Below are 26,731 nucleotides of genomic sequence, written 5' to 3' on the forward strand. Positions count from 1 at the left end.
GGGATATGGGTATACCAATTACAGTTATCTCAGGATTTTTAGGTTCAGGAAAGACAACATTAATTAATCAAGTCATTAAAGGGAGTGATCTAGCACCTGAAGAGGTTGTCATTATAGAAAATGAATTTGGTGAAGCAGGAATTGACCATGAGTTATTAATTCATTCAAAAGAAAATATTGTACAGATGAACGGTGGGTGTATTTGCTGTAGTTTACGTGGTGATTTGTTAAATGCATTAACAGCAGTGTTAGATGTGTTTGTAACACAAGATTATCCAATTAAACAAGTTATTATTGAGACAAGTGGCGTGTCTGATCCACAACCAATTATTCAAACGATTGTGGGTACCCCTAATTTACAGCCTTATTTTTATTTGGATGGTGTTATTGGGGTTGTAGATGCTGAGAATATTGAACAAAACCTCCAACATCATGAAGCGACAAAGCAACTTGTTATGTCAGACCGACTATTGATTTCACAAAAAGGCGTTACGAATAAAGATAGTATGAATCAAATGAAAGAGCAACTAAAAGAAATTAATCCACTAGCAGATATATACGAGTTTTCATTAATTCAATCATCTTCAGAGTTAGCTGATTTGGTACTAGGAAATCATTTATTTAATCAATCAATCGATGATGAAGAAGAACACCATCATCACCATCATCATGAATTTGAATCAATGATTATATCTGAATCAGGTTATGTTAAAGAAGGTTTATTACACAATTGGCTTTCTTGGTTAATGATGAACTATCAGGAATCTATTTATAGAATAAAAGGTTTTGTCAATGTGTCTGATCAAGACTTTCAAACAGAAATTCAAGGTGTGAATCAGTTATTAAATTTTAATTTGACTAATCGTTTAACAGAAGACAATGACAATAAGTTAGTTATCATCGGTAAAAATATCGATAAAGATGACATTAATCAAGCATTTCAATTAGTGATAGAAAAATCAACAGAGGGAGACTAATCAATGGAAAAAACAGATGTGTCGAGTGCCTATAGACGTTTAAGTAGTCCTAATATTAAAACAAAAAAACGTGCACTAAAAATTATTAAAGAAGCCAAAAGAAATAAACGTGGAAAATAGTCAAAATGCCTTGATTTAATCAAGGCGTTTTTATTTTTTAATTGATAATGAATCTCAATTTTCTTATTTATGGTAGAATATAAAAAATATTATCAATAAATAGGAGGAAGCATATGATATTTGGTTATAACAAATACCATAACGTTCATATAATGAAGTAAATAAAAAATGTCGCAAATTGGTTTATTGATAGCCGATTTGTGGTATTTTATTTTTTTATCACCGTATTATACTAGGTTCATAGATAAGAGTTACACAATTAAAGTTGCCGCTATTAATTGTATGCTTATCAATTAATCTATCTTCCTCCTAATTGAAGTATAGACTATAAAAACACCTACAGTTATTCCCTTTTCTGTAGGTGTTTTTTGTTTAGTTAGCTAAGAAGTTTTAAACCCATAAACCGACAAAGAATAAAACTACTTGTGTGATGGCTATCATACCTAAATTTTTAATGGCTAATGGAAATGTTTTTGTTTTGATTTGTTCTTTCGAATAAATCATAGTATTTTTCCAAATCTTCGGAAAAATTAACCAAATACCAAGTAACGTGATGGGAACGATATTTAACACCACACCAAGCGTGGCAAATACAAATGATAAAATCACGAGTAATTTAAATAGTGACACAGCTCGTTTTTTTCCGATATAGTATACAAGTGTGTGTCTGTTGTTTAAAACGTCTTCTTCCACATCGCATGTATTATTAGCTAACATAAGATTTGAAATGGCTAGAGCAGTTGGTAGTGATAAAATCGCTACTTGAATGATAAACTGACCATCAAATGGTAAAATATCAAATACGTTCAAGTAAACACAGATTAAAGGAATCACAATCCCCATTGTCACACCAGAAGTCACTTCACCAACCGGAAGGCTAGAAAGTGGTTTTGGTCCAGCTGAATAGGTAATCCCAATGAAATAACTAAACATTCCTAACCATAAAATGACCCAGCTTGTTTGAGACGCAAGATATACACCAATAATAGCAGAAGAGACAATCAACCCAATCATCATATTTCTTACAAGAGTGAGTGATAAATTTTCTCGCCCGATAATATTGGTTTCTTCTTTATAGTCGTGCACATCAGTCGCATTATGATAGTCCATGTAGTTATCTAATATATCGACAGCCATATTAAATAATAACATTGAGATGAAAAATAAGAGCATATACATTGGTTTGACTTGTTGATAGTGGTACCATGAATATAAAAATCCCATGATAAAAGGGAAAATACTCGCTGCTTTTGCTTTCAGCTCGATTAATTCGGCAAATACTTTAAAATTCATTCGTAAACTCCTTCACATTTTATCCACTGTTTATTATACTGTTAGAGTAGGTATTTTTCAAAAATGAGTGATTATCATTTTATGATTACTTGTTTATTGTACATTATATAAGTTTATAGGAGGCCGCTATGATTGTTCATCCATTGTGGGAAATGTATCCTGCTGTCCAAAAAGATTTGATTGAAACAAAGCGTGTCATGGAAAAATCAGTAAAAATCAGAAACAAAGAGATTACTGCAACACTGCAATTATTTTTTGGTGCTGGTGGCAAATTATTACGCCCAGCATATTTTTTATTGTTTTCAAAATTTGGCACAATAGAATCAGATAAAAAACGTTATCGTATGGCAGCCTCATTAGAAATACTCCATGTTGCAACGCTTATTCATGATGATATTATTGACGATTCTCCGGTTCGTCGCTCAATGCCATCTGTTCAGGCATTATATGGTAAAGATATTGCTGTTTATACAGGAGATTTTTTATTTACAGTGTATTTTCATTTATTGACTAATGCGACAAGTGATTTAAAAACTATCGCGTTAAATGCCCAAAGTATGAAACGTATTTTAGTTGGAGAGTTAGATCAAATGAATTTACGCTATAATACAGATATTACAGTGAAACAATATTTCCAACATATTAAAGGTAAAACGGCTCAGTTATTTGAATTTTCTTGCTATGAAGGAGCGCATTATGCTCATGCTTCTAAGATAATTCAATTACAGGCTAAACGAATTGGATATAATATTGGAATGGCATTTCAGATTATGGATGATATTCTTGATTATAAATCGACAGAAGAAGACATGCAGAAACCTGTTTTTGAAGATATGAAAAATGGTTATTATACACTGCCACTTATTTTAGCAATGAATGAAAATCGTGCAGCATTTTTACCTTATCTAGAGAAAAAGACAGAGTTGTCTAATCAAGAGATGAAAGAAGTACAGCAACTAATCGAAAAATATAAAGGCATAGAAAAAGCTGAGATGATTGCAGAGCGATTCACTAATAAAGCCCTAACAAGCATAAAAAAATTACCAGATATTGCAGAAAAAGATATTTTGTATCATGTAACAGAAGTACTTTTAGATAGAAATAATTAAAAAACATCATCTAACTTTTAAGTAGGAGAAAGTTAGATGATGTTTGTTTAGTTGATTAAGTTAGTTGTAATAAACTGGCGGAAAGAGGAACCACGATAACAGTAATGACTCCCACTAAAATCATAGAAATACTAGCCATAGCTGCTTCTGTTTCACCTAGTTCAATCCCAACTGACACACCTAGTGCATGTCCAGCAGATCCAAGAGCTAATCCTTTAGCAATAGGGTTGTTGATATGAAAGAACTTTAAGGCCATCTTACCAGTGGCGTAAATAATTACGGCATTAAAGATAACGGCAAAAGCGGTTAAAGACACAATCCCATTCATTGATTCAGAAATTGGAACGGCAATAGCTGTTGTTGCTGCTTGTGGTAGGAGAGAGACCATCATTTGTGGATGCATACGAATTAATTTTCCAACAGCAACAATACTTGTGACAGATACAGCTGATCCTATTGTAATCGCAGCCACTATTTCCACCCAATATTTTTGTAACAACTCTCTTTTTTTGTATAGAGGAATAGCAAAAGCAATGGTTGCAGGTTCTAAGAAGAAACTGATGACTGTTCCACCTTGATTATATTGTTCGTAGTTGATACCAGTTGCTTTTAATATGATGACACCTAAAATCATGGCAACAAATAATGGGGTGAATAAGAAAAAGCCATTTGTTTTTTTGAATAAGAATGTTCCAATTCCAAAAGCAACGAATGAAATAACAATACCGATATATGGGGTCATTATCTTTGCACCTCCTCTAATTGTTGTTTTTTAAGAAAGGCTAATTTTCTCTCTTTAGCGCCAGATTTTTCTTTAACTTCTAATAGGTAAGATGCACTCCAACCTGTAATAGCAAGAATGACAAAAGTTGCAATAAAAATGACTGCTAAAATTGGCACACCGTAAACTTTTAAAATATCTAATGAGTTGTATAAAGAGATACCAGAAGGAACAAATAGGAAAGAAATAATACCAGTTAAACTCGTTCCTAAACCTTCAACTTGTTCTAGTTTTACAACATTAGTGCTTAATGCGACAAACAGAAGAATTAACCCAATAACAGATGCAGGCATAGGGATAGGTAAGATAAAGGCAATTCCTTTAGAGATAAGCATAATGGCTGCAAAAATAAAGGCTTGGTGTAAGAATGAATAAACTTTTTTTTCCATTTGAAAAACTCCTTTTGACTGATTCATTTGATACATTGAGTATAGGTTAGAAACGCTGATTTGTGTGGTGTTTGACGTGAAACGTAAAAATGTAAGCGTATAATACAAAAAATCACTCCTAAAATGCATGAAGCAAAATGGCAGTGATTTTATTTAAGATAAGCCAATCATTTCTTTGAATGGTTTGACGTATGATCGGCTGACAGGCACCTTTAATCCATTATCTAGTGTAACTTGTAATGTATTGTTAAACCATGGCTGAATTTCTTGTATTTTTGTTGTATTTAACATAAAACTTCGATGCGTTTTGATAAAAATATCTGTTGGTAATCGTGTTTCGATTTTACTTAAACTACCGCTAGTTTGATAGGTTTCACTTTCTGTATGGACGCTGAGTTCTTTGTCTTCAACAGAAACTAGGTAAATATCGTTTGGATGAATTAAGAAAATACGGTCCTCACCTTGTATAGGAATAGCGTCAATTGACTCTGTTTTCTTTTTTGGAGAGGTGTTAGAAGGTTTAATGATAGAAATGGCTTTATCAAGCGCCTCATGGACAATAGTCTCATCAAATGGTTTTAAAATATAATCCATGGCATTGACTTTAAACGCTTTTAACGCATAGTCATCATAGGCAGTAGCGAAAATCAGATAAGGAGGTTTCTTTAATTTTTTTAATTTAGTAGCTAAATCAAACCCACTTTCATCAGTCAAATGAATATCTAAAAAAATAATATCTGGTTTTTTATCCATTATTTGTTCCATTGCTTCTTCAACAGAATCAGCTTCGGCAGTGGATGAAATATTAGGATGTTGTGTCACTAAATAAGCGAGTTCCTCGCGAGCAAGAGGTTCATCATCAACAAGTAAGACATGTGTCATAAATTATCATTCCTTTAACTTAAAGTGGTTGAATTATTTGTTTCAATTAGTGGCATAGTTAAAGTAAACATTGCACCACTATCTATATTATTCTTTACATTAAACTCAGCTTGTTCACCAAATAAATTAGTCATCCGTTTTGAAAGGTTGTCTAGTGCTGTACCAGTTCCTTTTTCTGAAATAACGGATTCTTTTCCTAAATGGGTTAATCTCTCATCAGGGATACCTAAGCCATTATCTTTCACACTGATAATCAATTTTGCTTGTTTTTTATAGATTGAAACATGAGCGTAATTATTTTCTTTTCTTGACCCAAAGGCATGTTTAATGGTGTTCTCTACTAAAATTTGGACGGCATATGGAGGAACCAAGTAGTGTATCAAGGTATCATCAACATCAAAAGTAACCGTGTAGCGATTTGGAAATCGTGCTTGCTCTAGTGATAGGTAGGCATCTACTTGTGCTAATTCCTGTTTCAAAGGGATGAGTGTTTGTCTTGCGCCTTGCAAATTCCCTCTAAAATAAGTGCTTAACTGAAGCAAGAGCGTTCTAGCCTTATCACTATCTTTTCTCATTAAAGCAGAGATAGTATTAATCGCATTAAAGAAAAAATGTGGATTTACTTGTGCTTGTAAGGATTTAATTTCTGCTTCTTTTAATAATTTGGATTGGACTTCTGCTTCACCTAACTCGATTTGTGTAGAAAAAATAGTCCCCAAACCTTTAGCAAGTTGTTCTTCAACATGAGTAAGTTGACTAGCATCAGTAAAATACATTTTTAGTGTGCCGACAATTTTTTTATGAACAAACAAAGGAATCACAATTGCCGCTTTAAGAGGGCAATTTGGGTTTGAACACCCAATCTGTTCTTTATGATGAACAATGGAGAGTTTACCATGTTTTAATACATCTTTTGATAATTCGGTAATTACTTCTAGTTCAGGAATATGATGATCACTGCCCGCACCATAATGAGCAAGTATTTGGTGAGTATCGGTTAAGCTAATAGCACTCACCTTAGTATAATGCTGAATAATAGTTGCAACTTCTTGTGCTGAATGTTCATTTAAACCTTCTCTAAAGTAAGGAAGTGTCGCAGCTGCCAACTCTAATACATCATGTGTTTGAACGGCTTTGGCTTGTTCTTCTTGTTGTAAGGTAGTGGTTAAAATAGATAAGAATATAAAAGTTCCCGTACTATTTAATATAATCATAGGAAAGGCAATAAAGCTTACTAAGTTTATCCCTTGTTGTAAATTTCCACCACTAAATAGCATAATAAATAACATTTGAACGACTTCCATAAAAGCTCCAATAAAAGCAGCTTGAGTCGCAGTAGGAAATTGTCCTTTTTTAGTAAGTTTTTTTCCAAGCCAACCAGATAAAAAACCAACTAGAAGGGAAGAGGGGATATAAAACAAACTATAGTGACTTCCTTGGATGAATCGATGTGTTCCAGCAATCAAGCCGACTATTCCCCCAACAAAGGGTCCACCCACAATACCAGATACACCAATCGCCAATGTTCTTGTATTGGCTATGGAAACATTATCGTGTAAATTCGTTAAAATACTACTGGGAACAATTTGATTGTCTTTGATTTCGATTCCAGTAAAATTTGAAATAATGGCAAATAAACTAAAAATGATTGCAAGCTGTAACTTTGATTGATACTTATCCCGGCTTAATAGTATTTTTTTAAAGTAGGGGACGTTTACTAATAAAAAAGCAAGTAGAATAATTAAACCCACACGCTCCATCATTAGGATAAATAGCTCTATCATAATATTAAAACTCCTTAGTAATTTAATCATAGTGTAGCATAAAAAATTTTTAAAAAGAGAAAACATAGCACAAAAAAACGCATTGACCGAGAAATCCTCTTTCAATACGTTTTTTAAATTATTTAACCATACCCCATTTACTAGGTGGCCAAAAGGCAATTTTTGATTTACCGATAATATTTTCTTTTGGAATGAATCCAACCTCAGGGAAACGACTATCTTTTGAATTTTGTCGGTTATCTCCCATAACAAAGTAAGTATTTTCTGGAACAGTATCTTTTCCAGTTAATGATTTTAATGTAAAATCATAGGTTAAATTTTCATCAGGGGCTGTTTGCTTCAATTCAGCTTTTTTCTCATCTAGATAAGGTTCATCTACTCTTTTTCCATTGATATATAATACATCATCTTTGTACTCAATAGTATCACCAGGCATTCCGATAACACGTTTGACGTAATTTTTTGATGGGTCGTCTGGTGCCACTAAAGAGACAATGTCAAATCGTTTTGTGTCACCCATTTTTAAAGCAATATTCCTTTCGCCGTCGACTAACGTTGGCATCATTGATTCTCCACTAACTGTTACGGGAGTAAATACAAAGACACGTAGTAATACAAGTGCGATAATTAAGAAAACATACCAGATTAAATCCTTAATCCATGTTGATTTAGTCATAATAAACCTCCTATTTATTTAGTTCCTATTTCGCAAAATAGATAACTAACAAGGATTATTATACGACAGTTTAAACAGAAAGTCATTTAATTAATGTGTAGTAATAAACAATTTCTTTTAAGAATATTAAGCTATTTTTTGAAGTATGTTTAGTATAATATTGAGTGAAACGGTCATCTGCTAGATACATATCAAGCATTTGTCTATGATAGTTATGAGAGTAGATAGAGCTAACAGTGATAACCCTTCTTTATGTTATAAAACAGCATCCGTTGCTAATGGGTGAGTAACATCAGTAATGGATTGTGTTTCTAAGTCATTTAATTGAATAAAAAGCGTTTCTTCTATTTTTTTAGTTTGACATAATCTTCCTCAGATAAATTCATCCAGTTATCATTATATTGTTTAATGGTTTCTTCAACATATTTTTGCTGTAATTCCTCACTATATATGTCGTTGTTGTTTTGTATTAGTTGTTGTTTAAATGCAGTAAATTTTTCTTCATTTGTCATCGTAAAAACGGTATCCATTCTCTCCTATACTAGTAGGTTTTAATAAATCAATCCTGTCATAGTAGCGTAATGTTCTTGTTGTGACACCGGATAATTTAGCTAATTCAGTTATCAAATACACTGTATTTCCTCCTTTCAATAAGTAGTATATGGCTTGATATTGCGTCAAAGTTAACAAGTGAAAGACTATCTTTTCCTTCGTTTTTATCGTAGAATAAGTTATATAATGTTCAATGGGGTGAGAATATGGTCGACTTATGGCGACGTATGAAAGCGAATGACAGTGTTCGACGAACGCTGGTTTTGCTAATTATTTGTTCGGGATTATATTTGATACGTAATATCCTTAGTTTAATTTTATTAACCTTTATCTTAACGTATTTAATCATTCGGGGAGTAGATGGTATTCATCATGTAACAAAACTTCCTAAAAAATTAGTTGCTATTGCGATGTATTTGTTAATGATCATTTTTTTATACTTTTCAATAACAGTATATGTTCCAAAACTGTTCAATCAAACGATACAGATGATAGAAGAAGTCTTTAATTTTTATCAAAAAGCAGATACCAATAATAAATTATATGAATGGATTGCTCAAAATGTCGGGTTTAATGAAATCAAACAACAATTAACAACAGGAGCTAAAGTTGTATTTACTACAATTACGAATATTGGTTCTATGGGAATTACGTTTGTGATGTCATTGATTTTAAGTTTCTTCTTTATTATAGAAAAAGATTGGGTAACCGAGTTTGGTCAAGCATTTTTTAAAAGTAAGATAGGATTATTTAGTCAAGATGTTGCTTATTTAGGGAAAAAATTTGTTAATACTTTTGGGGTAGTGATAGAGGCACAGTTTATTATCGCGATAGTAAATACTATATTGACTATTATCGGATTAATTTTTATGAAATTCCCACAAGATCAATTATTAAGCTTAGCATTAATGATATTCATATTAAGTTTGATACCGGTAGCTGGGGTCATTATTTCTTGTATTCCGTTATCGTTAATTGCCTATACAGTGGGTGGTGTTCAAGATGTTATTTACATTTTGATTATGATTATGATTATTCACGCGGTTGAATCTTACTTATTAAATCCTAAATTAATGAGTAGTAAAACAGATTTACCTATTTTTTATGTGTTTGTAATTTTAATGTTTTCAGAGAAATTTTTTGGTGTATGGGGATTAGTTATAGGAGTACCAGCCTTTGTTTTTTTACTTGATTTATTAGATGTTAAAGTAGAGCATAAAAAACCACCAGTTCTTCCACAAATAAATTCATCTAAATAAAAAAGTTGTTTTCTTCTAAAGAAAACAACTTTTTTATTTAAAAGATATCAGGATTTTTATAATTCCGTAATTTAATTGCAGTAACTAATTCTGAGATACCTGATAATGTTAATACAATACCAAAAAATTGGAATAATACAATTAAACTACCAAATGGATTAAATAAAATAAATATACCTGCTATAAGAAGAGCAATACCATAGACTAACATAGGAACGTAACTGATGTTAACATATTGTCTTAAGTTTAATGCACGAGAAATACGTGTAGCACCACCAATAATAATTAAAATACCTAAAAAGATAGGAAGGATACTAACTATTGGTTGGGCGAATAGCCAGATAATAAGCGCGGCTATAAAATAAAATATACTCATAGAAACTTGACCGTTTTGCTTGTTCTTCAAATAGCCAACTAAATTAATTACCCCAAGTAACACATTATAACCAACGATTAGATAGACACCCGCATCAAATAGTTGTTTTGGTTTTAAAAAGATTAAGATACCTATCAGTAAATAAAGAATCCCACGAGAGAATGCATGACGTTGGATTGAACGAAATAGAGAAGACATAGAAAATCACTCCTTGTTTAAATTGACTTAATGCTAATGTTATTATACGTGTCTATCAAAAAAATAACCAATAAAAAGATAAAACTGTGCTACTTCGTATAAGCCATTATCAGAAGTAACACAGTTTGTTACATAGAATCTTTAAAAACGTGTTTATTTTTTACGAAATAATCAATACCAGAGTAAATAGTAGCAGCTAGGCAGATATATAAGAAAATCTGATCAAGTGGCAAATTAATTGCACTAAATGGAACATTACCCAATAGTAATAAAATAATAGCAACCATTTGAGTAGCAGTTTTTACTTTGCCTGGCCATGCGGCAGCCATAACCTCGCCATCCTCCACTAATAATAAGCGTAAACCTGTAACAGCTAATTCACGACAGACAATAATAGCGACAACCCAAGATGGAGCAAGACCTTGCCCAACCAATATGATAAAAGCTGTCATAACTAACATTTTATCCGCTAGTGGATCAGCAAATTTCCCAAAATTGGTTACCAGATTATGTTTTCTGGCAATTTTACCATCTAACCAATCTGTAATACTTGCTACGGCAAAAATAATAGCAGCAACTAATTGAGAAATCAACAGTGGACTACCTAATACATCAATCATTCCCCAGTTAGGGACTAAAGCGACAATGATAAATAAGGGAATCATACATATTCTAATCACTGTCAACTTATTTGGTAAATTCATTTATAAACAACCTTCCTTTTTATTCATTTTCTTTAGTAGTAGTATCAAAATTAATCGTGATAATTTTTTTCCCAGTTGTTGGATTAGATTTATTGAAAGCTAATTCTTGATCGTTAACTTTAATAGATAGATTATTAGATGCTCCAACAATAATATCAATCCCCGTTGCATCTTCTGGAACAATGGAGCTAATCTCTTCACCTGCTTGTAATGTGTATTGATAATAAATAGCACTTGTTCCGCTTTGTTGTAGACCAATCCAAACAGGGCCTTCTAAGGCAGTGAAATCAAGTTTAATAGGTTTTGAAACATTACTACCAGAGTAAGTTACTAAATCAATGGAATCAGAGGTAATATTAAATTTACTATCATTTTTTTTCTTCTTAGAAGAATCTTTTGTTTTTTCAGTCATGTCAGTAGGACTAGACTGGGAGGTACTTTCTTCCTTATTCTCTTTTGAATCACTTCCAATGACTACTGCCTTTTCAGGTTTTGGTACTAAAGGTCCACTAGCAATATCTAAACGCATGGCATAGATAATGGTTCCAATAATTGCAATAACAACTAGAGAAAGAAGAGTTACTGGTAAGTAATCTTTAAAGGTTGGTTGTCTTTTCTTTTTCTTACGATGTTTTTCTTTACGAGACCCCCTGATTGGCTTAGTTTGAGGTAGTTCCTCTTGTGTCTCATCGGGCTTTCCTTCAAATCGGCGAATTAGGGGACGGGCATTTAGACCAACAGCTTCAGCATATTGTCTAATAAATGTTTTCGTATAGTAATCACTAGGCATTGCGTCAAAGTCATTTACTTCAATAGCAGATAAGTAGCGACGCTGAATTTTGGTGATTTTTTGTAAATCTTCCATTGTTAGCCCTTTTTCTAAACGGGCCTGTTTTAATTGTTCACCGATTGTATCCACGGGAGCTTACACCTTTCTTTCTCATTTTATTAAACGGACCACCCACCAGTTAGCGGGATGGTTGAACCTGTAATATAAGATGCGTCTTCACTAAGTAAGTAGGAAACAAGTGAGGCAACTTCTTTTGGCTGTGCCAAACGATTAAGTGGTATATCTAAGAGTAATGATTGTTTTTCTTCTTTAGACCACAACGTATTCATGCTTGTATCAACAGCTCCTGGAGCAATTGCATTGATTGTTAGGTTCATCGAGGCGACTTCTTTTGCATAAGATTTAACAAAAGCAATTTGAGCTCCTTTAACTGTACTATACATAACTTCCATGGAACTGCCAATTAGACCATAGACTGAACTGATAAAAACAATTTGACTATGGGAGTGTTGCGTTAATTTTGGCTGGCATAATTGGCATAACCTGATGGGATTATAAACATGAGTATGCCATAAATGTGTCATCTCATCAGGCGTTGTATCAGAAAGTAATTTGTATACCGTATCTCCATGAGCAAAAATGATAGCATGCAATTGAAACATATCTTTTGTTAGCTGCTCCACAGATTTTGGAGAACTTAGGTCAGCTTGAAGAGCAAAGAAATCCTGTTTTGGATACTTTAAAATTAAATCAGATAATAAAGACTTAATTTTTTGTTCATTGCGAAAGTAATGGCAATAGACTGAATATCCTTTCTTTGCTAACTGCTTTACACACGCTTCACCAATGTCACCACTTGCACCAGTTACTAAAACATAGTTCATTATTTTATTACCTTTCTTCGGGATAAATGAAGAAACGACTTAATGCTTCTGGCCTGATAAAGGACTGATGGACGGCTTTAATATCACTTAATTCAATACTATTAATGACAGTCACTAAATCAAATAATGTTGTATCACCGTATTTCATCCCGCTAAATTGATTGGCAATATATTCAAGGGAATCTAAAGATTTTAGATGCTTTCCAATCATTTTTTTCTTAGCCAAATCTAAATTTTGTTTTGTTAATTCAGAACTGCCCTCAGATTTTAATAAATAATTGATAATTTGATTTGCAAACCGTTCAGGTTCATCAGTATCCGAGCTGAAATCGGCAAAATGGAAACTACGATCGAACGAAAATTCGAAAGAAAAGCTATCATCAATTAAACCACTATTGTACATTGCTAAATAGTTTTCAGAACTCATACCAAATAGTAATTGTAATAATAGTTGAATGGTTGTTTGGTATTTCAATCGTTCAAATCCATCAACAGGTGGTGTGTCCAGTCCCTTTAAGCCAACAACAGCCTTAGGTCGATTAACAGATAGGGTGATACTATCTTCTTTGACAATATCATCCGCTGTTTCTTTTGGAAAATGACGTTTAATTTCGGCTGCTTTTGGAAATTCTTTTGCAGCTTGATTTTCTTTAATAAAAGTCATCATTTCTTCAGGATTCATTTTACCAACAATAAAGAGGTTCATATTACTTGGATGATAGAAAGTGTTGTAACATAAATATAAATCTTCAGCAGTGATTGGTTCAATACTTTCAATGGTTCCTGCGATATCGATATGTAAGGGATGTTTTGGATACATATTATTTAAAATACCAAAAAATAATCGCCAATTTGGGTCATCTTGATACATTTGGATTTCTTGACCAATAATCCCTTTTTCCTTTTGAACCGATTCTTCTGTAAAGTAAGGACTTTGAACAAAATCGATTAATGTTTCGATATTTTGCATCACATTATCAGTACTTGAGAATAGGTAGCTTGTGCGAGTAAAACTTGTAAAAGCGTTTGACGCAGCCCCTTGTCGTCCAAACTTTTGGAAAACATCTTCGTCCTCTTTTTCAAATAATTTATGCTCCAAAAAATGAGCAATGCCATCGGGGACAGTTATGAATTCTTTTTGTCCAATGGGCACAAATTCACTGTCAATTGAGCCATAGTTTGTTGTAAATAATCCATATGTTTTATGGAAATCTTCTTTTGGTAATAACATCACTTCTAAACCATTTGGTAAAACTTCAGTATAAAGTGTTTCATTAATAGAAGGATAATAGTTTTTTTCCATGTTATTTTCCTCCTTCCATGAAGTAAACTGCTTGTAGATTAATTCCTGTTGCTACATCTTGTACATCTTCTTTTGTAACAGCGTTCATTTTCTTCATCCATTCCTCTTGAGATAAATCTGCGTAAGGAACATTTGAGAACAGATAGTGTTGTTCTACAACAGCACGTTGATTATCAGATGATAGTAAGTATTGATTGATTAACATTTTTTTTGTTTGCTCAAGTAATTCATCTGAAAACTCACCAGCAGTCATGTCTTTTAATTGCTCATTAACCAAACGTAAAACACGTTCACGGTTTGAACTATCAATCCCAGTTTGGACACTAATAAATCCACGGAAAGGGTCAATTGAACTACTTGCATAGTAAGCGAGACTATGTTTTTCACGAACATTTAAGAACAATTTAGAATGTGGAAATCCACCAAATAATCCGTTAAAAACCATTAATGGAAAATACATGTCATCATGATAATAAACATCACAGTGATAGCCAATATTTAATTTAGATTGAACAACTGGTAATACTTCACTTTTTTGTTGGATAATATTTTTAAAAGGTTGCTTATAAAACAAATCGGTTTTCATTTCTTCTCTATCTACAAATCCAAAATTTTTAAAACAACGTTCGACATAGCCTTCTTCAACATTGCCACTTACTAGAATATCGATTTTGTCATGAGCAATCATGTCAGTATAATATTCAGCAATAGATTCAGGTGTTTCTTGTTTGATTTGTTCAATGTCTCCAAAACTTGGTGTTTTTTGATTTTTATTATCAGAAAAGAAAAGATTTTGTAAAGACATGGCAGCATAAGTTTGCTTATCATCAAAAATTGATTCAATATCAACTATTAAGTTTTCTTTTTCACGAGCAAAGGTTTCAGTATCAAAGGCATTATTTTTAATATTTGGATTAAAAATAATTTCCTTTAAAAATTCAACAGAATCTTCTAAAATAGACACGCCATTTGGTGCGATGTTATCATTTATCACATTCAAACCAATGCTTAAATAATGTTGATTCCCTGTACGATTCACACTAACATAAAACCCTGCACCGTATAATTCAGCTAATTTTTTACTAAGTGCTACTTGATCAGGAAAGTTTAAACTATTTGTTTCCATTAAGCTGGCAAGTAAAGAACGTTTACTACTTGTTATCGCATCAAGAGGTGTAGCGAAACGAACGACAATACGAACAGTTTTATATTTATTGGTAGGAATAATATGTAAATTTACCTGGTTATTTAATTTAATTGTCATAAAAAAACTCCTTTAATTACCGTCAAATAGTGTGTTTCTAACATGACGATACACATCCCTAGATTACCAAAAATAAGCATGGTAAGATAGGAAAACACATTGAATTTTATATTTTTGATTAAAATTTAACAAAATTGTAATGCTAACAATAGATATGCATGATTACAATATATTATCATATATTACAACAGTATTACATGTCAATTTATAATAAATGATTTCTTGAAAAAAATTTGATATAATATGAAATTGATTGGAGGGGTATAGATGGTAAAAGAATTTAAGGAATTTATTGCACGTGGAAGTGTGATAGATATGGCGGTAGGTATTATTATTGGTGGGGCCTTCACAAGTGTTGTTAATGCATTAGTTGATGGAATGATTACACCGATTATTGGTTTAATTATCAGTTTTTTATTTCCAGGTGCAGAAACAGTAGAAGATGCAACAAAAGGTTTGACATTTATAGTTAATGGTGTAACGTTTGACTATGGTAAACTTATCTCAGCAATTATTACATTTTTGATTACAGCTTTTGTTTTGTTTATTATTGTTAAATCTGTTAATAAAGCAGAGACTCTAATGAGTAAACCAGGAGAAGAGGAAGAACAAAAAGAAGAAGAACAAGCCGAAACAACTGAGGATGTTTTAAAAGATATTCGCCAGTTATTAGCAAGCCAAGTAGCAACTGATACAAAAGATGAGAAAACTGAAGGTAAAAAATAAACCATGAGGAGTTTAAACTCCTCATGGTTTTCTATTTACGTTTTTTTTCAAATAATGGGCTAACCGGTTTGTTCTCATGGATACGTTTAATAGCATCACCCATCAATTCACTAACGCTAACTGTTTCGATTTTATCAGATTTTTTCTCTTCTGGTAAAAGGATAGAGTCAGTAATAATCAATTTTTCAATTGAAGAGTTATTTATGCGATCAATTGCTGGTCCTGATAAAACAGGGTGTGTACAACAAGCAACAACTTCTGTAGCACCTTTTTCTTTAAGAGCCTCAGCAGCTAAAGTGATTGTTCCAGCTGTGTCAATCATGTCATCGATAATAACACACTTTTTACCGTTAACTTCACCAATGATATTCATTACTTCAGCAACGTTAGCTTTTGGACGACGTTTGTCAATAATCGCAATTGGTGATTTTAAATGTTCTGCTAATTTACGAGCACGTGTGACACCACCATGATCAGGTGATACAACAACGACATCATCACCTTCATAACCATGATCGATGAAGTAGTTTGCAAGTAAAGGAGCAGCCATTAAATGATCCACCGGAATGTCGAAAAATCCTTGAATTTGAGCAGCATGTAAGTCTAGTGTTAATAAACGAGTTGCTCCAGCTGTTTCAAGCATATCCGCAACAAGTTTAGATGTAATTGGCTCGCGAGAGCGTGCTTTTCTATCTTGTCTTGCATAGCCGTAATAAGGCATAACGATATTAATAGTTTGTGCACTAGCACGTTTAAGAGCATCAATCATAATAAGTAATTCCATTAAATGGTCATTTACTGGGTTACTTGTAGATTGGATTAAGTATACGTGACTACCGCGGATACTTTGCTCGATATTGATTTGAATTTCACCATCACTAAACTTTCTTACTTCAGACTTACCAAGTTCCACACCAACTGCATCTGCAATTTTTTGTGCTAACGGTTTGTTTGAATTTAACGAAAAGATTTTTAACTTTGGATCAAAGTAATGATTAGACATGAGGACCTCCACTTTCTTGTTTTAACTGAGTATACACTTACATACAAATAGTAGACATTTTCTACTAATAAATCAAGTGTTTGATTAATAATTATTTATTATATGGTAATTTTTTAGCATAATTCTTCAAATTTTCTTGGCGAGAACGAGCAATTCCTAAGTCATTTTTACTGATATCTTTAGTAATAGTAGAACCAGCCGCTGTCATACTATTGTCCTCAACAGTTAGTGGGGCAACTAAAATAGTCCCACTACCGATGAAAACGTGATTTCCAACTGTAATATGATGTTTATTTTTACCATCATAATTAGCAAAGACCGTTCCACAACCAATATTAATATCTTTTCCTAAGGTGGCATCACCCACATAAGTTAGATGACCAACCTTTGATCCATTATCAATGGAAGCATTTTTTATTTCAACAAAATTTCCAATGTGGACATGTTCTTTTAAGTCAGTATGAGGTCTTAGGTGGGCATATGGACCTACATCAGAATAATCACCAATATTAGATTGTTGAATGGTTGAAGATTTAATTTCTACATGGTTACCTATGACACTATCAATGATGGTTGAATGTGAACGAATGACACAATTGTTACCAATAATAGTGTTACCTTTGATCATGACACCAGGTTCAATAACAGTATCTGCACCAATAACCACATCTGATTCAATGTATGTATTGTCCGGATCAATAAATGACACGCCTTGTCTCATATGCTGTTCATTAATTCGCTTTTTCATTAATTGGTTTGCTTTAGCTAAGGCAACACGATCATTGACACCCATAGACTCTTCTTCAGATCCCATCGTGTAGGCAGTCACGACTTCACCTTGTTGTTTTAAAATACTAATGACATCAGGTAGATAATATTCTCCTTGAGCATTATCATTTCCAACTTTTGTTAAAGCATTAAATAAAAATTGGTTATCAAAACAGTAAGTACCCGTATTAAATTCTTTTATAGCGAGTTCTGATTCTGAAGCGTCTTTTTGTTCAACAATTTTCTCGACTAAATTTTCGTCATTTCGAATGATACGCCCATATCCAGTCGCGTCTTCTGCAACTGCAGAGAGGATTGTTGCTTTTGCGTTTAGTTGTTCATGATGATTGACTAATTTTGTTAATGTTTCCTTTGTTAGTAGAGGAGTATCACCACAAATTACCAAGGTAGTCCCTTCTTTATCTTTCAATAAATCAGCTGTTGCCAAAACGGCATGACCTGTTCCTAACTGTTCTGTTTGTAAGGCATATTTTGAGCGCTCACCTAATTGCTCTTGGACTTTTTCAGCACCATAGCCTACAACTGTTACAATATCTGTTGTATTTAATGGTTCAATTTGTTCGAATACGTGTTCAACCATGGGTTTTCCAGCAACAGGATGTAATACTTTATATAATGATGACTTCATACGAGAGCCTTTTCCTGCTGCTAAAATAATAGCATATCTATTTTTCACGTTATTGACACTCCTTAAGTGTAGTTTTAAACACTTTATTCTAACAAAAAAAGAGCTTGATATTCAAGCCCTTAATTTTATCTAGTCCTTTTTTTCCATAATTGAAAAGTAATTTCCAGGTACAACTGTGATGTTTTTAGTTTTTGTGTCAACTTCTTTTACACAAATAAGTGAGGTATAATCTTCTACCATACGACGACCACTAAAAGTAGATTCTGCAAAAACAGTAATACCAACAAGTTCTGCTTCAAATTCTTCAATCAAAGACTTCATACCATTAACAGTTCCGCCACCTTTCATGAAATCATCCACAACTAATACTCGAGAGCCACGTTTCAAACTACGTTTAGATAACTCCATTTTTTCAATTCTCTCAGACGATCCAGATACATAATTGACACTAACTGTTGATCCTTCAGTAATTTTTGAATCACGTCGAACGATGACAAATGGTACGTTTAAGTAGTATGATACAGCTTGCGCAATAGGGACACCTTTTGTGGCTACCGTCATAACGGCATCAATATTTTTATTAGCATATTGTGTTGAAATAATTTGCCCAATTTGTTTTAGCAGTTGAGGTTCCCCTAACAAATCTGACAAGTAAACATACCCACCAGGAAGTAAGCGATCTTGTTCAGATAATCGTTCACATAAAGAATCAATCATCGATTTTGACTCACTAAACGGGATAGACGGTGTAAAGATAACGCCACCAGCTGCTCCAGCAACGGTTTCAAGTATACCAAAACCACGTTCTTTAAACGTTTTTTTAATAATCGTTAAATCCTCACTAATTGAAGATTTCGCTGATTCGTATTTTTTAACAAAATAAGTCAGAGGAGTCAATGTATGGGGATGATTTAAGATATAAGCAGTCATATCAATCAATCGTTCACTTCGTTTTATTTTCATTAAGATACTCCTTTTAAAGTTAAATTTAAGTAATATAAACTATTATAGTATTAAATTCCAAAAAAGCAAAGTATTTTTAAAAATAAATAAAAAATGTTCGTAAAAACGAACAGATTATTTGGAAATCTGTCTGTTTTTTTTACGAACATTAGTTAGTAAATTGATTAGAATAAACATGGCAATAAAAATTAATGTAATAGTTGCACCAGGTGGTGTATCTAGTTGGTATGAAGTAATTAGTCCTGATGTCATACCGATAAACCCAACAACGATACTACTTAAGATAACAGTTGAGAATGTTTTTCCAATCTTCATTGAAATGGTTGCTGGTAAAATCATAATGGCTGAAACAAGTAGGGCACCAGCAATAGGAATCATGACGGTAATAGCAACACCTGTAATAACATTAAATAGCATAGATAACACATGGATTGGTAGTCCATCAACATGAGCTGTATCTTCATCAAACGTTAACACATACATTGGTTTTCTTAAAACTAAAAATAGTCCAACAATGATGACTAAAAGAATTGCCAAAATTTTTACTTGTTGCCAATTGATGGTCACGATAGAACCAAATAAATACTGTTGAATATTCATGGAATTTTTACCCTTAGTCAAATTCATCAATACTAAGGCTACAGCTAATCCGCCAGACATTAAAATAGCAGTAGATACTTCTGAATACGATTTGTATAAGTTTTTAATATATTCTAAAACAAAAGCAGAAGCAATTACGACAATTAATGTGGTAACAGTTGGATTAACATTAATGAAAAAACCTAGTGCAATCCCGGCAAGAGAGACGTGGGATAGAGTATCTGCTAAGAGCGATTGGCGACGTAGCACAAGAAAGACACCTAATGATGGTGCAATGACTGCCATCATGGAAGCAGCGATTAATGCTCGCCTCATGAACTCATATGAAAACATCTCCATTCAGTTTCCTCCTTTCTAACAAGGTGGATATGTCGATCCATATATTCTTTGATTTCTTCATGATCATGTGTCACCATTAAAATCGCTTTATTATGCTCTTTGACACTATGTTGAAGTAGTTTATAAAAATCATTACGAGATGACTCATCCATACCTGTTGTTGGTTCATCTAAGACAAACAAATCAGGATCAGTTGCAAATACGCGTGCTAAACAGACGCGTTGTTTTTGCCCACCAGATAAATCACCAATCCGTTTTTTTCTCATATCCCACATACCGACAGAGTTCAGTGCTTTTTCAACATGTTGATGGTCAATAGTATCTAATCGTTTAAACCACTTTCCACGTTGAAAACGGCCTGATTGAACAAATTCTAAAACAGTACTAGGAAATCCAGCATTGAAAGAAGCAATTTGTTGGGGAATATAACCAATTGTTAATTTATCGCCATTTATATTGGTAGGAGAGATGTAGACTTCTCCTTCATCAGGTTTTAATAACCCTAATGTATTTCTGATTAATGTTGATTTTGCCGCACCATTTTCACCAGTTAATATGACAAATTCTCCTGGACTGACTGTATAAGAAACGTCTTCTAGGACGGGTTCATCGTCATAATAAAATGTGAGGTGTTTGACATCAATATAGTTCATGGTAACCTCCTTTAATCGTAAGTATTACGTTTTAAAACCAAAAGAATCATAACACTTGTGTCAAAATAAAGCAAGAATAGTTAATCGGTTGTCCATAACAAAACAGATAAAAAGCAGGATAGTTTCTACTTCTTATCTGTTTAATGTCCTAACTAAATACACTTCATCACAAAATCCTTTTAAAGCATTTGCCACATGGACAGCTCGTGAACGTTTTTTACAAAGCGCAAGAACGGTAGGACCGCTGCCGCTCATGACGGCTGCATCTGCTCCGAATTCTAGCATTTTATTTTTAACATATTTAACAATAGGAAAAACTTCCATCGTGTAAGATTCTAGAGAATTCCCCAAATGTTGAATCATTTCTTGGTAATCTTGGTTTTCTATTGCATGATATATAGCTTTTATATTTGGATGCGAAAGTGAGTCAACTTGTATTTTTGAAAACACGCGAGGAGTGGATACACTGATTTTGGGTTTGACTAGAACAATCCAACACTGTGGCATTGGATGAGATAGTGGTTTCACACAATCACCAACGCCTGTCACAAGAGCTGTTTGCCCATAAAGACAATATGGAATATCTGTGCCAATGGGAACGGATAATTCTGCCATTTCTTCCAATGTCGCACCAAGATCAAACAAGCGATTGACCCCTCTAAACGCAGCAGCAGCATCACTGCTACCTCCACCTAAACCAGCTGCAACGGGTAGGTTTTTCTTTAAATTTACTTCAACACCTTGAGTGAACCCATATGTTTTTTTCATGATATCAATTGCTTGATAAATATTATTTTTACGGTCTACTGGTAGGAAGCCATTGTCTGTTTTGATAATGATATCATCTTTTGAAATAGGTTTTAAAATTAAGCGGTCAGATAAATCGACACTTGCCATAATCATTTCAAGTTCATGATACCCATCATCACGTTTAAATAGGACATCAAGTCCCAAATTTATTTTTGCCGGGGCTTTTTCGATGATTTCCATTGACTACCTCCAATTCTTCAAAATATTCTATTTGTTTGATTATACATGAAAAAAGAGCGAATATAAAACAATTTAAGCACCTACTTTAGAGATTTTATTGAATAAAGAAAAAGATAGGAAAAAATCCTATCTTTAACGATACATTTTAAATTTTAAGAATAGATCATTATAGCGTTCTAAATAGGTTTGTCCTAAATCCTCATACACTTCTAAGTGCTCGATAATTTTGTCACTTGGGTAAAACTGTGGGTCACTTGTAATTTCTTTAGGTAATATTTTTAACGCTTTTTTATTTGGCGTAGAGTAACCAATGTATTCGGCATTTTGAGCAGCGACATCTGGTTTTAACATAAAGTTAATAAAATCATACGCACCATCAATATTTTTTGCTGTTTTTGGGATCACAAAATTATCAAACCAAAGATTAGAGCCTTCTTCTGGAATCACATAATGCAAGTGCTCATTTTCTTCTAGCATACTAGCAGCTTCACCAGAAAATGTGACCGCAGCAGCACTTTCACCATTTATCATGTACATTTTGATTTCATCAGCTACAATCGCTTTGACGTTGGAACTTAGTCCATCTAATTTTTTTGAAGCATTATCTAGTTGTTTATCATTTTTACTATTTAATGAATGCCCGTCACTATTTAAAGCCAATCCCATGACTTCTCTAGCTCCGTCAATTAACATCACATTATTTTTTAGTGAGGGATTCCATAAATCATCCCAATGTTTAATCTGACCCTCTTTAACGAATTCATCATTGTATATAATTCCCAATGTTCCCCAAAAATAGGGGATAGAAAATTTGTTTTTAGGGTCAAATGGAATATTTAAAAAACGACTATCTATGTTTTCTAGTCCTTTGATTTTAGAATGATCAAGCGGAATGAGCATATCTTGTTTCACCATTTTTTGAATCATGTATTCACTGGGAATGGTTAAATCATAGGCTGTTCCACCTTGTTTGATTTTGGTCATCATGCTTTCGTTCGAATCAAAGGTTTCGTAAATGACTTTATAGTTATATTCTTTTTCAAATCGTTTGATTAGCGAAGGGTCAATGTAATCTCCCCAATTATAGATAGTTAATACACGACCACCAGAGGCACCATTGTTTTTTTCAAGATTAAAAGAAGTAACAGCTAGAAGGACAATGATAAGAAGAATACCTGAAAAAAGAGCATTGAGTTTCTTCATCTTATTTACCTCCTATTTTTTGTGTTTTTTTCTTTTTGTATTTTGGTTTATTGTCTTTACTGATAAAGTAATACCCAGTCACTAACAAAATAGAAAATAGGAAGAGTAGAGCACTAAGAGCGTTGATTTCTAAACTAATCCCTTGTCTAGCACGAGAATAGATTTCAACAGATAAAGTACTAAATCCATTCCCTGTTACAAAAAACGTCACAGCAAAATCATCTAATGAATAGGTAAATGCCATAAAATATCCGGCAATAATTCCTGGTGTTAAATAAGGTAAAATAATTTGTCTTAGTACCTGCCAGTTGTTTGCTCCTAAATCTCGTGCAGCATCAATAAGTGATGGATTCATCTCTTGCATTTTTGGCAAGACCATTAAAACGACAATCGGGATACTAAAAGCAATATGAGAGAGTAGTACAGACATAAAACCTAATTGAAACCCAAACCAAGTCCCTAGAAAAGTAAATAGGATTAAAAAACTTGCCCCAATAATAACATCAGGAGACACCATTAAAATATTGTTTAAACTTAGTAATGTATTTCGTACGCCACGTTGTTTGGTGTAGTGAATCCCCATTGCACCAAACGTTCCAATAATAGTAGCGATTAAAGCAGATAGAAAAGCTAGTAAGAACGTGTCTATCACAATGCCAATTAACCTGGTGTCTTCAAAGACAGCTCGGTAATGTTCTAACGTAAATCCGGTAAATGATGTCATCGTTCCACCGGCGTTGAATGAATAATAAATTAGATAAAAGATAGGTGCGTACAGAATAATGAAAACTAAAATCAAATAGAGATGGCTCCAATTAAATTTATGGTTGCTCATTTTTTCTTCGCTCCTTTCTTTTTCTTCTCGCCGGTTAGCATCATAATGATAAACATCGCGATAATCAGAACGACACCAATAGTTGAGCCCATCCCCCAGTTTTGTGTGACAAGGAAATGTTGTTCGATGGCCGTTCCAAGTGTTATCACACGATTTCCCCCAATTAAGCGAGTTAGCATAAATAGACTAAGTGATGGGATGAATACGGCTTGCACACCACTTTTTACGCCATTTAAAGATAGTGGGAAGATGACACGTCTAAATGTTTCAAAATTACTCGCGCCTAAATCACGACTGGCAAACACAAGAGAAGGGTTAATTTCTTCTAAGGCATTAAAAATAGGTAAAATCATAAATGGGATTTCAATATAGGTCGCAACGGTTAAAAAACTAAAATTTGTAAAAAGAAGTTGTTGCGTCCCAATACCAACAGTATCTAGAAAATTATTGATTCCACCATGGATACTAAAAATCCCAATAAACGCATAAGCTTTTAACAACAAGTTAATCCAAGTGGGCAAGATAATTAACATGAGCCACAGTTGTTTGTGTTTTAATTTTGTTAAAAAATAAGCTGTTGGATAGCTAATCACTAGTGTAAATAAGGTAATAAGTAGAGCGTAGAATAATGAGTTAAAGGTCATACTCAAGTAAGTTTTACTTGTTAAATATTGTTGGTAATTACTTAAAGTAAATTGCCCATTAATATCAAAAAATGATTGATAAATAATTAAAATTACTGGTGCAATAACAAATAGAGCTATCCATAAAAAATAGGGAATAGTATAGAATCGTTTTGATTGTGTCACTTATCAACCCTCCTTAGTCGTCATAACTTTCTAATCTGGCATCAAAATCTTCTTCTGATTCATTAAAACGCATGACATGAATGTCTTCTGGTTCAAAAAATAAACCAACTGCTTGTCCTTCAAGTGGCTTCTTAGTTGAATGCACCACCCATTCATTTCCTTCAGAATCAATACAGAAAATTTCATAATGAACCCCTCTGAATAATAAGGTATCAACTGTCGCTTTTAATTTTCCTTGTTCGACAGGTACTAGGGAAATATCTTCAGGACGCATTACTACATCAACGGGCTCATTTTCCCTCATACCACTGTCGACACATTCAAATTGTTTTCCGACAAATTCAACTAAGTTATCCTCAATCATAACCCCTTTTACAATATTGCTTTCTCCAATAAAATCCGCTACAAAACGGTTAATCGGTTCATCATAAATATCAGAAGGAGAGCCACTTTGTTCGATTTTCCCATCATGCATAACAAAAATTTCATCACTCATAGCTAAAGCTTCTTCTTGATCATGAGTAACAAAAATAAAGGTAATGCCTAACCGCTTTTGTAGTTCACGTAACTCTGATTGCATGGCTGTTCGCAATTTTAAGTCAAGAGCAGATAAAGGTTCATCCAATAGTAAAATTTCAGGTTCATTTACAAGCGCACGAGCGATTGCCACACGTTGTCTTTGCCCACCAGACATCTCACTGATTTGTCTTTCTTCTAAACCAGATAACTGAACCAAACGTAGAGCTTCACGTACTTTTACATCAATTTGTTCTTTGGGTAATTTTTTGATTTTTAACCCAAATGCCACATTTTCATAAACATCCATATGAGGAAAAAGAGCATAATCTTGGAATACAGTATTTACTTTACGTTTGTTTGCAGGAACTTTATTAATCACTTTTCCATCAAATAAAATTTCTCCAGATGTTGGTTCGCTAAAACCAGCAATCAAACGTAAAATCGTTGTTTTTCCACATCCTGATGGACCTAATAAGGTATAAAATTTTCCTTGTTCGATTTCAAAACTCACTTTTTTTAATACAGTGGTGTCGTCGTATTCTTTCACGACATCTTTAAATTCAATAATTGTGTGACTCATTTTCTCCCACCTTTACTATAAATAAGAATTTGTTGCAACAATGAGGAGTTTGCTAACTCCATCGTGAGCATTAGATATTTGGTGCTGGTTGAGTGCTTGGTAATAAATACTTTCACCTTTTGAAGCAATATAGGTATCTTCACCTATGGTAACATAGATTTTTCCTTGTAACACATAACCAAATGTTTCGGATTGTGATGGTTCAAATTCTTTGTATTCTCCTTTTTTTTCTAGAGTTAATAATATAGGTTCCATTTCATTTTCATTAGAGTCAGAAACTAACCAATTTATTTCATATCCTTTATCTTCATCAAGGTGAATGGTTTGATCTTCTTTAGGATAGACGACTTGTTGTTTTTGATGTTTTTCATCAAAAAATTGTTTTGGAGAAACACCTAATACTTCTAAAATGGAGAAAAATGTCTCTAGAGAAGGGGAGCTTAAATCTCGTTCTAATTGAGAAATGTATCCTTTTGTGAGATCTGTTCGTTCTCCTAATTCTTCTTGTGTTAAATTTTTTTGTATTCGTAAGTTTTTAATTTTTTTCCCGATAAGTATGGTCAACACCTCCAGTCTAATAGTTTATATATACTAAACTTAAAATGATAGATGTTTATTTATATTAAACTTTTAGTTTACTTTCTGATGGTAGTATACAAGATGATTTTCAACAAATCAATTCATTTTTTTGATATCCCAATTTGTTGTTTTTTTATGATAAACTAAGTGTATTAAAGAGATGAGGAGACGATG

Annotated in this window: 30 protein-coding genes and 1 pseudogene; 5 read left to right on the top strand and 26 right to left on the bottom strand. The window is 33.1% G+C overall.

Annotated features, from left to right (window positions below):
• Positions 1 to 5: 5 nt before the first annotated feature.
• A complete protein-coding gene (locus tag AC37UB_RS04515; protein ID WP_117972396.1) occupies positions 6 to 977 on the top strand; it encodes a CobW family GTP-binding protein in 972 nt (323 codons plus the stop codon).
• A 3-nt stretch (positions 978 to 980) separates the two neighbouring features.
• Positions 981 to 1,097, top strand: a complete 117-nt coding sequence (locus AC37UB_RS04520) for a putative metal homeostasis protein (RefSeq protein ID WP_117972397.1) — start codon at positions 981 to 983, stop codon at positions 1,095 to 1,097.
• Between the two features lie 390 nt (positions 1,098 to 1,487).
• Here the strand turns inward: AC37UB_RS04520 and AC37UB_RS04525 are convergent, their stop codons facing one another.
• A complete protein-coding gene (locus AC37UB_RS04525) occupies positions 1,488 to 2,390 on the bottom strand; it encodes a prenyltransferase (RefSeq protein ID WP_241699244.1) in 903 nt (300 codons plus the stop codon).
• 128 nt (positions 2,391 to 2,518) lie between these two features.
• Between AC37UB_RS04525 and AC37UB_RS04530 the strand changes: the two genes are divergently transcribed.
• Positions 2,519 to 3,499, top strand: a complete 981-nt coding sequence (locus AC37UB_RS04530) for a polyprenyl synthetase family protein (RefSeq protein ID WP_117972399.1) — start codon at positions 2,519 to 2,521, stop codon at positions 3,497 to 3,499.
• A 55-nt stretch (positions 3,500 to 3,554) separates the two neighbouring features.
• Here the strand turns inward: AC37UB_RS04530 and lrgB are convergent, their stop codons facing one another.
• The 8 genes and pseudogenes from lrgB to AC37UB_RS04570 all read right to left on the bottom strand — a co-directional run.
• Positions 3,555 to 4,241, bottom strand: coding sequence for an antiholin-like protein LrgB (gene lrgB / locus AC37UB_RS04535; protein WP_117972400.1), 687 nt, complete (start codon positions 4,239 to 4,241; stop codon positions 3,555 to 3,557).
• A complete protein-coding gene (gene lrgA, locus AC37UB_RS04540; protein ID WP_117972401.1) occupies positions 4,241 to 4,669 on the bottom strand; it encodes an antiholin-like murein hydrolase modulator LrgA in 429 nt (142 codons plus the stop codon). The genes lrgB and lrgA overlap by 1 nt, the downstream gene beginning before the upstream one ends.
• A 153-nt stretch (positions 4,670 to 4,822) precedes the next feature.
• Positions 4,823 to 5,551 carry a LytR/AlgR family response regulator transcription factor gene (locus AC37UB_RS04545; RefSeq protein WP_241699245.1) on the bottom strand — a complete coding sequence of 243 codons (729 nt, stop codon included), beginning with the start codon at positions 5,549 to 5,551 and terminating at the stop codon, positions 4,823 to 4,825.
• Positions 5,552 to 5,565: 14 nt separating this feature from the next.
• Positions 5,566 to 7,335 (bottom strand): sensor histidine kinase, encoded by a 1,770-nt coding sequence (locus AC37UB_RS04550; RefSeq protein ID WP_241699246.1) that lies wholly within the window; start codon positions 7,333 to 7,335, stop codon positions 5,566 to 5,568.
• Positions 7,336 to 7,453: 118 nt separating this feature from the next.
• On the bottom strand, positions 7,454 to 8,011 hold the full coding sequence (lepB, locus tag AC37UB_RS04555; protein WP_241699247.1) for a signal peptidase I: 558 nt from the start codon (positions 8,009 to 8,011) through the stop codon (positions 7,454 to 7,456).
• 82 nt (positions 8,012 to 8,093) lie between these two features.
• Complete coding sequence (locus tag AC37UB_RS04560; protein ID WP_490685478.1) at positions 8,094 to 8,252, bottom strand: TipAS antibiotic-recognition domain-containing protein; 159 nt, start codon at positions 8,250 to 8,252, stop codon at positions 8,094 to 8,096.
• 103 nt (positions 8,253 to 8,355) lie between these two features.
• The gene (locus AC37UB_RS04565; RefSeq protein WP_242094064.1) at positions 8,356 to 8,541 is read right to left on the bottom strand and encodes a hypothetical protein; all 186 of its coding nucleotides are present in this window, start codon (positions 8,539 to 8,541) and stop codon (positions 8,356 to 8,358) included.
• Positions 8,516 to 8,644: pseudogene (locus AC37UB_RS04570) on the bottom strand (MerR family DNA-binding transcriptional regulator); the annotation flags it as partial. The pseudogene AC37UB_RS04570 and the gene AC37UB_RS04565, both read right to left, overlap by 26 nt.
• Positions 8,645 to 8,769: 125 nt before the next feature.
• On the opposite strand from AC37UB_RS04570, the gene AC37UB_RS04575 reads away from it, so the two are divergent.
• Positions 8,770 to 9,822 carry an AI-2E family transporter gene (locus tag AC37UB_RS04575; RefSeq protein ID WP_242094068.1) on the top strand — a complete coding sequence of 351 codons (1,053 nt, stop codon included), beginning with the start codon at positions 8,770 to 8,772 and terminating at the stop codon, positions 9,820 to 9,822.
• A gap of 37 nt (positions 9,823 to 9,859) precedes the next feature.
• Here AC37UB_RS04575 and AC37UB_RS04580 read toward each other — a convergent pair whose 3' ends face one another.
• The 6 genes from AC37UB_RS04580 to yfmF form a co-directional block, all read right to left on the bottom strand.
• Positions 9,860 to 10,396 carry a DUF308 domain-containing protein gene (locus AC37UB_RS04580; RefSeq protein ID WP_117972408.1) on the bottom strand — a complete coding sequence of 179 codons (537 nt, stop codon included), beginning with the start codon at positions 10,394 to 10,396 and terminating at the stop codon, positions 9,860 to 9,862.
• A 128-nt stretch (positions 10,397 to 10,524) separates the two neighbouring features.
• Positions 10,525 to 11,100 (bottom strand): CDP-diacylglycerol--glycerol-3-phosphate 3-phosphatidyltransferase, encoded by a 576-nt coding sequence (pgsA, locus tag AC37UB_RS04585; RefSeq protein ID WP_117972409.1) that lies wholly within the window; start codon positions 11,098 to 11,100, stop codon positions 10,525 to 10,527.
• 19 nt (positions 11,101 to 11,119) lie between these two features.
• The gene (locus tag AC37UB_RS04590) at positions 11,120 to 12,019 is read right to left on the bottom strand and encodes a helix-turn-helix domain-containing protein (RefSeq protein WP_117972410.1); all 900 of its coding nucleotides are present in this window, start codon (positions 12,017 to 12,019) and stop codon (positions 11,120 to 11,122) included.
• Between the two features lie 29 nt (positions 12,020 to 12,048).
• Entirely contained in the window at positions 12,049 to 12,774 is a 726-nt protein-coding gene (gene ymfI / locus AC37UB_RS04595) for an elongation factor P 5-aminopentanone reductase (RefSeq protein WP_490685386.1), read from the bottom strand.
• A 7-nt stretch (positions 12,775 to 12,781) separates the two neighbouring features.
• On the bottom strand, positions 12,782 to 14,077 hold the full coding sequence (gene yfmH, locus AC37UB_RS04600; RefSeq protein ID WP_241699250.1) for an EF-P 5-aminopentanol modification-associated protein YfmH: 1,296 nt from the start codon (positions 14,075 to 14,077) through the stop codon (positions 12,782 to 12,784).
• Position 14,078: 1 nt separating this feature from the next.
• Entirely contained in the window at positions 14,079 to 15,341 is a 1,263-nt protein-coding gene (yfmF, locus tag AC37UB_RS04605; RefSeq protein WP_241699251.1) for an EF-P 5-aminopentanol modification-associated protein YfmF, read from the bottom strand.
• A 267-nt stretch (positions 15,342 to 15,608) separates the two neighbouring features.
• On the opposite strand from yfmF, the gene mscL reads away from it, so the two are divergent.
• Positions 15,609 to 16,067, top strand: a complete 459-nt coding sequence (gene mscL, locus AC37UB_RS04610; protein ID WP_241699252.1) for a large conductance mechanosensitive channel protein MscL — start codon at positions 15,609 to 15,611, stop codon at positions 16,065 to 16,067.
• Between the two features lie 31 nt (positions 16,068 to 16,098).
• Here mscL and AC37UB_RS04615 read toward each other — a convergent pair whose 3' ends face one another.
• The 11 genes from AC37UB_RS04615 to AC37UB_RS04665 all read right to left on the bottom strand — a co-directional run bounded on the left by AC37UB_RS04615 (position 16,099) and on the right by AC37UB_RS04665 (position 26,536).
• Positions 16,099 to 17,070: a ribose-phosphate diphosphokinase gene (locus tag AC37UB_RS04615; protein ID WP_117972415.1), complete on the bottom strand. Its 972-nt coding sequence runs from the start codon at positions 17,068 to 17,070 to the stop codon at positions 16,099 to 16,101.
• A gap of 91 nt (positions 17,071 to 17,161) precedes the next feature.
• Entirely contained in the window at positions 17,162 to 18,535 is a 1,374-nt protein-coding gene (gene glmU, locus AC37UB_RS04620) for a bifunctional UDP-N-acetylglucosamine diphosphorylase/glucosamine-1-phosphate N-acetyltransferase GlmU (RefSeq protein ID WP_117972416.1), read from the bottom strand.
• A gap of 81 nt (positions 18,536 to 18,616) precedes the next feature.
• Positions 18,617 to 19,450 (bottom strand): pur operon repressor, encoded by an 834-nt coding sequence (gene purR, locus AC37UB_RS04625; RefSeq protein WP_241699253.1) that lies wholly within the window; start codon positions 19,448 to 19,450, stop codon positions 18,617 to 18,619.
• 114 nt (positions 19,451 to 19,564) lie between these two features.
• Positions 19,565 to 20,389 carry a metal ABC transporter permease gene (locus AC37UB_RS04630; protein ID WP_241699254.1) on the bottom strand — a complete coding sequence of 275 codons (825 nt, stop codon included), beginning with the start codon at positions 20,387 to 20,389 and terminating at the stop codon, positions 19,565 to 19,567.
• On the bottom strand, positions 20,362 to 21,042 hold the full coding sequence (locus tag AC37UB_RS04635) for a metal ABC transporter ATP-binding protein (RefSeq protein WP_241699255.1): 681 nt from the start codon (positions 21,040 to 21,042) through the stop codon (positions 20,362 to 20,364). Before AC37UB_RS04635 ends, AC37UB_RS04630 begins: the two co-directional genes overlap by 28 nt.
• A 132-nt stretch (positions 21,043 to 21,174) precedes the next feature.
• Positions 21,175 to 22,032 carry a 4-(cytidine 5'-diphospho)-2-C-methyl-D-erythritol kinase gene (ispE, locus tag AC37UB_RS04640; protein ID WP_241699256.1) on the bottom strand — a complete coding sequence of 286 codons (858 nt, stop codon included), beginning with the start codon at positions 22,030 to 22,032 and terminating at the stop codon, positions 21,175 to 21,177.
• Positions 22,033 to 22,164: 132 nt separating this feature from the next.
• Entirely contained in the window at positions 22,165 to 23,235 is a 1,071-nt protein-coding gene (locus AC37UB_RS04645; protein WP_117972421.1) for an ABC transporter substrate-binding protein, read from the bottom strand.
• A 1-nt stretch (position 23,236) separates the two neighbouring features.
• Positions 23,237 to 24,070, bottom strand: a complete 834-nt coding sequence (locus tag AC37UB_RS04650; RefSeq protein ID WP_117972422.1) for an ABC transporter permease — start codon at positions 24,068 to 24,070, stop codon at positions 23,237 to 23,239.
• Positions 24,067 to 24,879: an ABC transporter permease gene (locus tag AC37UB_RS04655; RefSeq protein ID WP_117972423.1), complete on the bottom strand. Its 813-nt coding sequence runs from the start codon at positions 24,877 to 24,879 to the stop codon at positions 24,067 to 24,069. The genes AC37UB_RS04650 and AC37UB_RS04655 overlap by 4 nt, the downstream gene beginning before the upstream one ends.
• Before the next feature lie 13 nt (positions 24,880 to 24,892).
• Complete coding sequence (locus AC37UB_RS04660; protein ID WP_117972424.1) at positions 24,893 to 25,978, bottom strand: ABC transporter ATP-binding protein; 1,086 nt, start codon at positions 25,976 to 25,978, stop codon at positions 24,893 to 24,895.
• Between the two features lie 15 nt (positions 25,979 to 25,993).
• The gene (locus AC37UB_RS04665; RefSeq protein WP_071457808.1) at positions 25,994 to 26,536 is read right to left on the bottom strand and encodes a helix-turn-helix domain-containing protein; all 543 of its coding nucleotides are present in this window, start codon (positions 26,534 to 26,536) and stop codon (positions 25,994 to 25,996) included.
• Between the last annotated feature and the right edge of the window lie 195 nt (positions 26,537 to 26,731).

It is taken from the genome of Vagococcus changpingensis (genome assembly GCF_058211775.1).

Coding starts and splice junctions, on each gene's coding strand:
- yfmH (WP_241699250.1), bottom strand. CDS start 14,077: ATGGAAAAAAACTATTATCCTTCTATTAATGAAACACTTTATACTGAA.
- AC37UB_RS04615 (WP_117972415.1), bottom strand. CDS start 17,070: ATGTCTAATCATTACTTTGATCCAAAGTTAAAAATCTTTTCGTTAAAT.
- AC37UB_RS04525 (WP_241699244.1), bottom strand. CDS start 2,390: ATGAATTTTAAAGTATTTGCCGAATTAATCGAGCTGAAAGCAAAAGCA.
- mscL (WP_241699252.1), top strand. CDS start 15,609: ATGGTAAAAGAATTTAAGGAATTTATTGCACGTGGAAGTGTGATAGAT.
- yfmF (WP_241699251.1), bottom strand. CDS start 15,341: ATGACAATTAAATTAAATAACCAGGTAAATTTACATATTATTCCTACC.
- AC37UB_RS04515 (WP_117972396.1), top strand. CDS start 6: ATGGGTATACCAATTACAGTTATCTCAGGATTTTTAGGTTCAGGAAAG.
- AC37UB_RS04545 (WP_241699245.1), bottom strand. CDS start 5,551: ATGACACATGTCTTACTTGTTGATGATGAACCTCTTGCTCGCGAGGAA.
- lrgB (WP_117972400.1), bottom strand. CDS start 4,241: ATGACCCCATATATCGGTATTGTTATTTCATTCGTTGCTTTTGGAATT.
- AC37UB_RS04565 (WP_242094064.1), bottom strand. CDS start 8,541: ATGGATACCGTTTTTACGATGACAAATGAAGAAAAATTTACTGCATTT.
- ispE (WP_241699256.1), bottom strand. CDS start 22,032: ATGGAAATCATCGAAAAAGCCCCGGCAAAAATAAATTTGGGACTTGAT.
- AC37UB_RS04550 (WP_241699246.1), bottom strand. CDS start 7,335: ATGATAGAGCTATTTATCCTAATGATGGAGCGTGTGGGTTTAATTATT.
- AC37UB_RS04635 (WP_241699255.1), bottom strand. CDS start 21,042: ATGAACTATATTGATGTCAAACACCTCACATTTTATTATGACGATGAA.
- AC37UB_RS04530 (WP_117972399.1), top strand. CDS start 2,519: ATGATTGTTCATCCATTGTGGGAAATGTATCCTGCTGTCCAAAAAGAT.
- AC37UB_RS04520 (WP_117972397.1), top strand. CDS start 981: ATGGAAAAAACAGATGTGTCGAGTGCCTATAGACGTTTAAGTAGTCCT.
- AC37UB_RS04660 (WP_117972424.1), bottom strand. CDS start 25,978: ATGAGTCACACAATTATTGAATTTAAAGATGTCGTGAAAGAATACGAC.
- AC37UB_RS04575 (WP_242094068.1), top strand. CDS start 8,770: ATGGTCGACTTATGGCGACGTATGAAAGCGAATGACAGTGTTCGACGA.
- AC37UB_RS04645 (WP_117972421.1), bottom strand. CDS start 23,235: ATGAAGAAACTCAATGCTCTTTTTTCAGGTATTCTTCTTATCATTGTC.
- ymfI (WP_490685386.1), bottom strand. CDS start 12,774: ATGAACTATGTTTTAGTAACTGGTGCAAGTGGTGACATTGGTGAAGCG.
- lrgA (WP_117972401.1), bottom strand. CDS start 4,669: ATGGAAAAAAAAGTTTATTCATTCTTACACCAAGCCTTTATTTTTGCA.
- pgsA (WP_117972409.1), bottom strand. CDS start 11,100: ATGAATTTACCAAATAAGTTGACAGTGATTAGAATATGTATGATTCCC.
- AC37UB_RS04650 (WP_117972422.1), bottom strand. CDS start 24,070: ATGAGCAACCATAAATTTAATTGGAGCCATCTCTATTTGATTTTAGTT.
- purR (WP_241699253.1), bottom strand. CDS start 19,450: ATGAAAATAAAACGAAGTGAACGATTGATTGATATGACTGCTTATATC.
- lepB (WP_241699247.1), bottom strand. CDS start 8,011: ATGACTAAATCAACATGGATTAAGGATTTAATCTGGTATGTTTTCTTA.
- AC37UB_RS04630 (WP_241699254.1), bottom strand. CDS start 20,389: ATGGAGATGTTTTCATATGAGTTCATGAGGCGAGCATTAATCGCTGCT.
- AC37UB_RS04580 (WP_117972408.1), bottom strand. CDS start 10,396: ATGTCTTCTCTATTTCGTTCAATCCAACGTCATGCATTCTCTCGTGGG.